The sequence below is a fragment of the Clostridium sp. genome, from assembly GCF_047718555.1.
Lineage (GTDB): Bacteria > Bacillota > Clostridia > Clostridiales > Clostridiaceae > Clostridium_I.
The window spans coordinates 1-7,577 of the sequence record NZ_JBDNRK010000095.1; the positions used below are offsets into that span (position 1 = coordinate 1).

The window sequence follows — 7,577 nt, forward strand, 5'->3', positions numbered from 1 at the left end:
TAACCACCAATTAGTTTATATATAATATATAGCTAATTGGTGGTTTGATTTTTTGTATGCAATTATATTTAATCTCAAAATGACATATTAATAAATTAGCTATTTTTGTAGACTGTAGTTCCTATTTAATGTCATAATTAAAGTGTTAACTTTTTTATTATTATATAAATACATTCTAGATATGATTTCGCTTGCTATAGTTATATGAATATTGGTGTTTTTATGAATAATTTATGGTGGAGAAAGTATGAAAAAGAGTTAAATACGGAGGTAGATATGTTGTGGAAAAGGTTGCTTTATTAAAATGTACAGATTATGATGTTAATAATATTGAAAAAAAACTTAGAGAAGGCTTTGAGTTTTTGGGGGGAACTTCTTTTTTGAGAACTCTTATACCTGAAAACAGCACAGTATTATTAAAGCCTAATTTCCTTAGTATAGTTGAAAAAGGTTCTCCAGTTATAACACATTATGCGTTGTTTGAAGCTGTTGTCAGGATAGTTAAGGAATATAGTAATAATATAATATTTGGTGACTCTCCAGGTTCAGGAGATACGAGAAAAGCTGCCGAGAAATCAGGGCTAATGGAGGTAGCAAGCAGATATGGAGTCAGGTTTGCTGATTTCAATGATGAAGTACATGTGGAACTTGAAAACCCCTTAATGTACAAATTTTGGAATGTTGCCAGGGCACCTTACGAGGCGGATGTAGTTATAACACTGCCTAAGCTTAAAACTCATGCCATGATGTATTATACTGGAGCGGTCAAAAATCAATTTGGATGTATACCTGGTTCTCAGAAGGCAGCATGGCACACAAAATTACCGGATGCAGTTAACTTCAGTAAAATGTTGCTAGACTTAAATTCTATTGTGAAAACCAGCTTTGCAATTCTTGATGGTATAACTGCAATGGAGGGAAATGGCCCTAGAAATGGAACACCTAAAAAAATGGATACTATAATTATGGGAAAATGCCTTACAGCAGTTGATTCTACAGCAGTAAGATTAATTGGCTATGATAATGTATTAGCTATACCTATTCTGAAGGTGGCTCATGATACAAAATGGGGAACTGTAATTCCAAAAGAAATAGAGATTTTGGGAGAAAAAGTTGAGGATATGAAATGTAAAGACTTTAAGCTCTCACGAAGTGCTAAGGTAATTAATTTTATAAGTCCTTCATTAAATAATCTTGTGGCCTCCTTGACTGCACCTAATCCAGTTTTGATTGAGGAAAAATGCATAGGTTGTAAAAAATGTGGCGAGGTTTGCCCGGAAAAATCTAAAGTAATATCTTTTGTAAAGCATAACAACAAAGTAATACCAAAATGGAAATATAGTAATTGTATACGATGCTTTTGTTGCCAGGAACTTTGTCCAAGGGGAGCCATAGTGACAAAGAACAAGCCTTTAAGCAGGATGTTAGGCTTAAAATAGATAGTGAATGAAAAATGAGAATATAATAGAGTTAGAAAAAATTAATAAGGGTAGAATGAATAGATATGTAATAGAGGTCAAAAACGAAATCAATCTTTTTTGACCTCTTGCAATTTACAAATAATTATTATATGATTATAATTGAATATATGAATATAATATATTTTAAACTTTACAGAGGAGGTAACAACTTTGAATTTAATACAAGTGATGAAAGCATTAGCAGACGAAACACGTATAAGAATATTAAATATACTTAGAGATGAAGAGTTATGTGTTTGTGAACTTGAAGAGATACTTGATATTACACAGTCAAATGTATCAAGACATTTAACAAAGCTGGCAAATGCTAAAATACTTGACTATTATAAAGTAACTAAATATGTGTATTATAAGATAAATGAAAATACTCTGCTGGAATATCCATTTATAAAAGAAATTATAGAGATAGAAACTATGAAACTTGAGCAATGTAAAATTGACTATGGAAGACTGAAAAAGTATAAGGGCAGCGGTTTAAATTGTGATGATTTAAAAGCTGGAAAAGTATGCTTTTGTGATAATCATATGGAATAACGGTGATTAATTATTGTTTCTTTACAAAATTTAAATAATCTTTATCAGGTTGTAATGGGTAAAAGATTTAGAACAATGTTAAATGTATGCTAAATAGTCGGAATAATTGGCACTAATTAATCTAATCTATCATATGATTAAAACTGAATATAATCATATAAGTGTAACAAGTATTTTGTACTTAATAAAAATTCTCACTAAGTAAGATTCATTGATGTATTTGTGAGATTGAAATTATACTTAAAACTAATTAAAAATGGAGGTATTATTATGAGTAGTAAATCATTAAGATTATCATGTCTTGACCGTTTTTTAACATTATGGATTTTTATTGCAATGGGATTAGGCGTATTTTTAGGATGGGCCTTACCAGGTCTATCTAATGTATTGTCAAATTTATCAGTGGGGACAACGTCTATTCCCATAGCCATAGGACTTATAGTTATGATGTATCCGCCACTTGCTAAAGTCAATTATAAGGAGCTTGGAAAGGTTTTTCGTAACCCAAAAGTATTAGGTCTTTCATTGATCCAAAATTGGATTATAGGACCAGTATTAATGTTTGTTTTAGCTGTTGCTTTTCTTAGAGGTTATCCACCTTTTATGGTTGGATTAATTCTTATAGGCCTTGCTAGATGTATTGCTATGGTTATTGTATGGAACAGCCTGGCAGACGGAGATAATGAATATGCAGCAGCTTTAGTAGCATTTAACTCCATATTCCAGGTGGTATTCTATTCAATATTTGCTTATATATTCATTACTTTATTACCAAAAGTAATAGGTCTCCAGGGTATGCAGGTACATATCTCTATGGGTGAAGTAGCTCGCTCAGTAATAATTTATTTGGGTATTCCATTTGTTGGAGGTATGCTTACAAGATTATTGTTAGAACCTATGAAGGGAACTGAATGGTATACTAAAAAATTTATACCAAAGATAAGTCCTTTGGCATTGATAGCCTTACTATTTACCATAGTTATAATGTTTACTTTTAAAGGGAAATATATTATAGAATTGCCAATGGATGTTGTAAGAATTGCAATTCCTTTAATTATATATTTCATTATTATGTTCTCAATTTCTTTCTATATAAGTTATAGATCAAAAATAGATTATCATAAAACAGTTAGCCTATCCTTTACTGCTGCCAGTAACAATTTTGAACTTGCCATAGCAGTGGCAGTAGCAGTGTTTGGTATTGAGTCTAAAGAGGCCTTTACTGCTGTTATAGGACCGTTGATTGAAGTTCCTGTAATGATTGGACTTGTACATGTAGCTTTAATGTGGGGAAGAAAATACTTTGGATTAAAGCAAGAAGAATAAAAAGTAAAGGGAATTTTAATGCTGCTTATTATTTGAAGATGATTTTAAGCAATGTTTCATACACGCTGTAAGAAAGTAAAATATCCATGTAAGAAGAGGGAGGAAGATTGATGAAGATTGTTATAATAGGCGCTGTAGCCGGTGGAACTTCTGCGGCTGCAAAAGCAAGAAGAAATGATGAAGATGCGGAAATAAAAATATACGATATGGATTATGATATATCCTATTCCGGCTGTGGTTTACCTTATTATATAGGTGAGGAAGTACAGGATAGAGATGAATTGACCCCAAGAAACGCAGCATTTTTTAAGAAAAAATACAATGTAGATGTATTCAGAAGACATGAAGTTTTAAGAATAAATACTGATCACAAGACTTTAACTATAAAAAACTTAGATACTAATGACGTATTTGATGAAAGCTATGATAAATTAGTTATTGCCACAGGTGCAAAGCCTATAGTACCTAATATAGAAGGTGCAGAAAAGAGCAATGTATTTTATTTAAGAAATGTACAGCAGGCAGATAAAATAAAGGAATATATTTTAAGTCACAAGCCTAAATCAGCAGTGATAGTAGGAACGGGATTTATTGGACTTGAAATGACAGAAAATTTAAAGAAGCTTGGGATTGAGGTTACTCTTGTAGAAAGACTAAATCAGGTTACTCCAGGGCTTGATAGTGATATGGCTGCATATGTTGAAAAGTATTTAAAAAGTAAAGATATTGATTTGATTTTAGGTGATTCTGTAACAGAGTTAAAGGGAGAAACCTTAGTTAATGAAGTGGTCTTAGAAAGTGGTAAGGTTTTAAACACAGATTTTGTTATAATGTCCATTGGAGTAAAACCTAATACAGAGCTTGCCCAAAATGCTGGAATAGGGCTTGGAGCTAAGGGATCAATAAGGGTAAATACAAAAATGATGACAAATATAGAGGATATATATGCCTGCGGTGATTGTGCTGAGAGTTTTTCTGTTATCAATAAAAAGCCTTTATATAGACCACTAGGTTCAACTGCAAATAAAATGGGCAGAATAGCAGGAGATCAGCTTACAGGTGGCAGCCTTGAATTCAGAGGTATTCTGGGTACTGGAATATTTAAGGTCTTTGATATGGCTGTTGCACAAACTGGTCTCACAGAGAAAGAGGCACAGAGTGAAGGCTTTGATACAGTTGTTTGCCACAATATTAAGCCTGATAAACCAGCATACTATCATGGAAAAGAGATGGTTATTAAGGCTGTTGCTGATAAGAATACAGGAAAGTTGCTAGGGGTTCAAATTGTTGGGTATACTGGAGTAGATAAAAGAATTGATGTGTTTGTTACAGCCATAACTTTTGGAGCAAAGGCAGAAGATCTATTCCATTTGGATTTGGCTTATGCACCTCCTTTTTCTACTACAAAAGATCCTGTAATGTATACTGGGATGATTTTAGATAATGCAATAAATAGAGGCAGAAAACTGATAACACCAAAAGAACTTAACGAACTTAGGGAAGCAGGAAATGATGTTACAGTAATAGATACTAGGGTAAGTAGACAATATGAAGAGGCTCATGTGGAAAATGCTATAAATATACCACATGCAGAATTTAGAAATAAAACTAAAGATTTAGATAAAGATAATATATTTGTTACCTATTGTAACAAGGGAGTAACGGGAAATGCAACACAAAATATATTAATTAATAATGGATTTAAGAAAGTTTATAATATTTCTGGCGGACATAAGAATTATAAAGCTCAAACGAAATAATTTGCTGAAAAGTAGTTTCCATAAAATAAAATTTAACAAAACGTGCGAAATTCTCCTATCCCCTTAGGTGGGAGATAATAGCACTTGCCGATTGGCAACAAATGAATTACAATAAAATTATAGGTTTACAAACGTTATTTGTAAGATAACACTACCGTGGGTACTACGGGAAGGATTTTCCTCATAAAAAATCCATAGCCTTGGAAACTGATATCCTGTAAAAGAAAATTTCCCTTGTGGTTAGGATGGATTAAAGGAAGCCATCCACTTCTATAAGTGATGGTAGTTCACTGTTTGTAATAAATATAAAAAAGGCAGTAGTGCCTTTTTTTATTCAATGAGCAATAAATGATTAATTTAATATCTTATGCATCTGAATCATACAGCTAATTTTTCACTTGTATCACTATGCACAGATAATCTATCCATAATTTTTTTACTAGAAGAATCTAAAACTTTAATAGTTACTTTGATATATTTATATCTCCATAATTATTGGTAAAATGATAGGTTTTCTTCTCGTTTTATTATATAAGAATTCTCCTAAGGAATGTCTTATATTAGATTTTATTACTGACCATTCCGTAATTTTTTTCTCCATACATGTATCTAACTCTGATTTTACTAGTGCTGTTGCTTCATTTAATAAATTTCCAGATTCTTTTACATAAACAAAGCCTCTTGTAATAATTTCAGGTCCAGAAAGTATACTAAATGATGCTTTATCTATTGTCACTACCACTGTTAATATACCATCCTGTGACAAATGTTTTCTATCTCGAAGTACTATATTACCTACATCGCCAATCCCAAGGCCATCTACCATAATTGATCCTGAAGTGACTGTTCCTGATTTTTTAGCACTGTTTCTGCTTAACTCTAATACCTGACCAGTTTCTAAAACAAATATATTTTTTGAATCCATACCAAGTTTTTTAGCTAACAATTCATGTTGTTTTAAATGTCTATATTCACCATGAACAGGCATAAAAAATTTAGGATTAACTAACTTATGCATTAGTTTTAGCTCTTCCTGACAAGCATGACCTGAAACATGAACTTCTTCTAAAGCATTATAAATTACTTCTGCTCCCTTCTTAAAAAGTTCATCTATAACTTTGGATATAAGTCTTTGATTTCCTGGAATTGGTGAAGCAGAAATAATTATTAAATCACCTTTTTCAATAGTGATTTTTTTATGGCTTGAATATGCAATTCTTGAAAGTGCAGCCATTGGTTCTCCTTGACTTCCTGTAGTTATAATAGTTACTTTGTCAGAAGGATATTTATTAATATCATCTACACTTATAAGTTGATCTTCAGGTAAATGCATATAACCTAACTCTATAGCGATATTAGAAATTTTTTCCATACTTCTTCCACTAAAGGCAACTTTTCTTCCATAAGACAAAGATGAGTTAATAATCTGTTGAACTCTATTAATATTTGATGCGAAGGAAGCAACAATTACTCTACCCTTTGCAGTCCCAAAAATTCTTGTTAAATTTTCTCCTATAATTTTCTCTGAAACTGTATAACCTGGGCGTTCAACATTTGTCCTATCTGCCATTAACAGCAGCACTTTTCGCTTTCCAAACTTTGAAAAACGCTGAAGATCTATTAATTCACCATCTATAGGAGTGTAATCTATTTTAAAATCTCCTGTATGAACTATAATACCTTCAGGTGTATGTATAGCTAATGCACAGGCATCTGATATACTGTGGCATGTTCGTATAAATTCAACTCTGAAGTTTTCAGTTTTGACTTCTTCTCCTGGTTTAACTTCCAAAAGAGTACAGTCAGAGAGCATATTATGTTCTTCCAACTTGCTTTTTACTAAACCTAAAGTCAATTTTGTGCCATAAACTGGCACATTTAGTTGCTTCAAGACATATGGGAGAGCACCAATATGATCTTCATGTCCATGGGTTAATACAAAACCTTTTACCTTCTCACTATTATTTAACAAGTATGTTATATCTGGTATAACTAAATCAATACCATACATCTCCGTATCAGGAAAAGCTAAACCACAGTCAATAATAATTATTTCATTATCATATTCTATGGCCGTAATATTCTTTCCAATTTCGCCTAATCCTCCTAGTGGGATTACCTTTACTTTATTCCTACTTTTTTTTATCATTTAATCTCCAGTCTGGTAAGAAATTTGACTATTTAAATTTTCTTTACCATTAATTTTTTTATTTTGGTATTTATAGATACTTTTTTAATATATACTTAAATATGTTTTATCCGATAACTAGTCGCTGTAACACTCCACCTTCCACAAGGTGGAGATAACAGAGACACGTTCCTGGATAATTCATCTAAACTTAGAGGGAGTACAAACTCCCACTAAATAAGATTCATTGATAAAAACAACATAAAATCAAGGCCTCTTAACAATGATTATGAACAATTCTTACAAGTCCATACTCTTTCTGATAACTGTAATTTATCATTTATACTG

General features: G+C 31.8%; 5 protein-coding genes. 4 read left to right on the forward strand and 1 reads right to left on the reverse strand.

The genetic code is table 11. The annotated features are described in order from the left end of the window. Window positions 1-281: 281 nt before the first annotated feature. The 4 genes from ABF633_RS20135 to ABF633_RS20150 all read left to right on the forward strand — a co-directional run bounded on the left by ABF633_RS20135 (window position 282) and on the right by ABF633_RS20150 (window position 5,101). Window positions 282-1,439 (forward strand): DUF362 domain-containing protein, encoded by a 1,158-nt coding sequence (locus ABF633_RS20135; RefSeq protein WP_415526410.1) that lies wholly within the window; start codon window positions 282-284, stop codon window positions 1,437-1,439. 192 nt (window positions 1,440-1,631) lie between these two features. Next, the gene (locus tag ABF633_RS20140; RefSeq protein WP_415526412.1) at window positions 1,632-2,015 is read left to right on the forward strand and encodes a metalloregulator ArsR/SmtB family transcription factor; all 384 of its coding nucleotides are present in this window, start codon (window positions 1,632-1,634) and stop codon (window positions 2,013-2,015) included. A gap of 270 nt (window positions 2,016-2,285) precedes the next feature. Further along, on the forward strand, window positions 2,286-3,341 hold the full coding sequence (arsB, locus tag ABF633_RS20145) for an ACR3 family arsenite efflux transporter (protein ID WP_415526414.1): 1,056 nt from the start codon (window positions 2,286-2,288) through the stop codon (window positions 3,339-3,341). Between the two features lie 110 nt (window positions 3,342-3,451). Then, window positions 3,452-5,101 (forward strand): FAD-dependent oxidoreductase, encoded by a 1,650-nt coding sequence (locus ABF633_RS20150; RefSeq protein ID WP_415526416.1) that lies wholly within the window; start codon window positions 3,452-3,454, stop codon window positions 5,099-5,101. Between the two features lie 478 nt (window positions 5,102-5,579). Here ABF633_RS20150 and ABF633_RS20155 read toward each other — a convergent pair whose 3' ends face one another. Then, on the reverse strand, window positions 5,580-7,250 hold the full coding sequence (locus ABF633_RS20155) for a ribonuclease J (RefSeq protein ID WP_415526418.1): 1,671 nt from the start codon (window positions 7,248-7,250) through the stop codon (window positions 5,580-5,582). Between the last annotated feature and the right edge of the window lie 327 nt (window positions 7,251-7,577).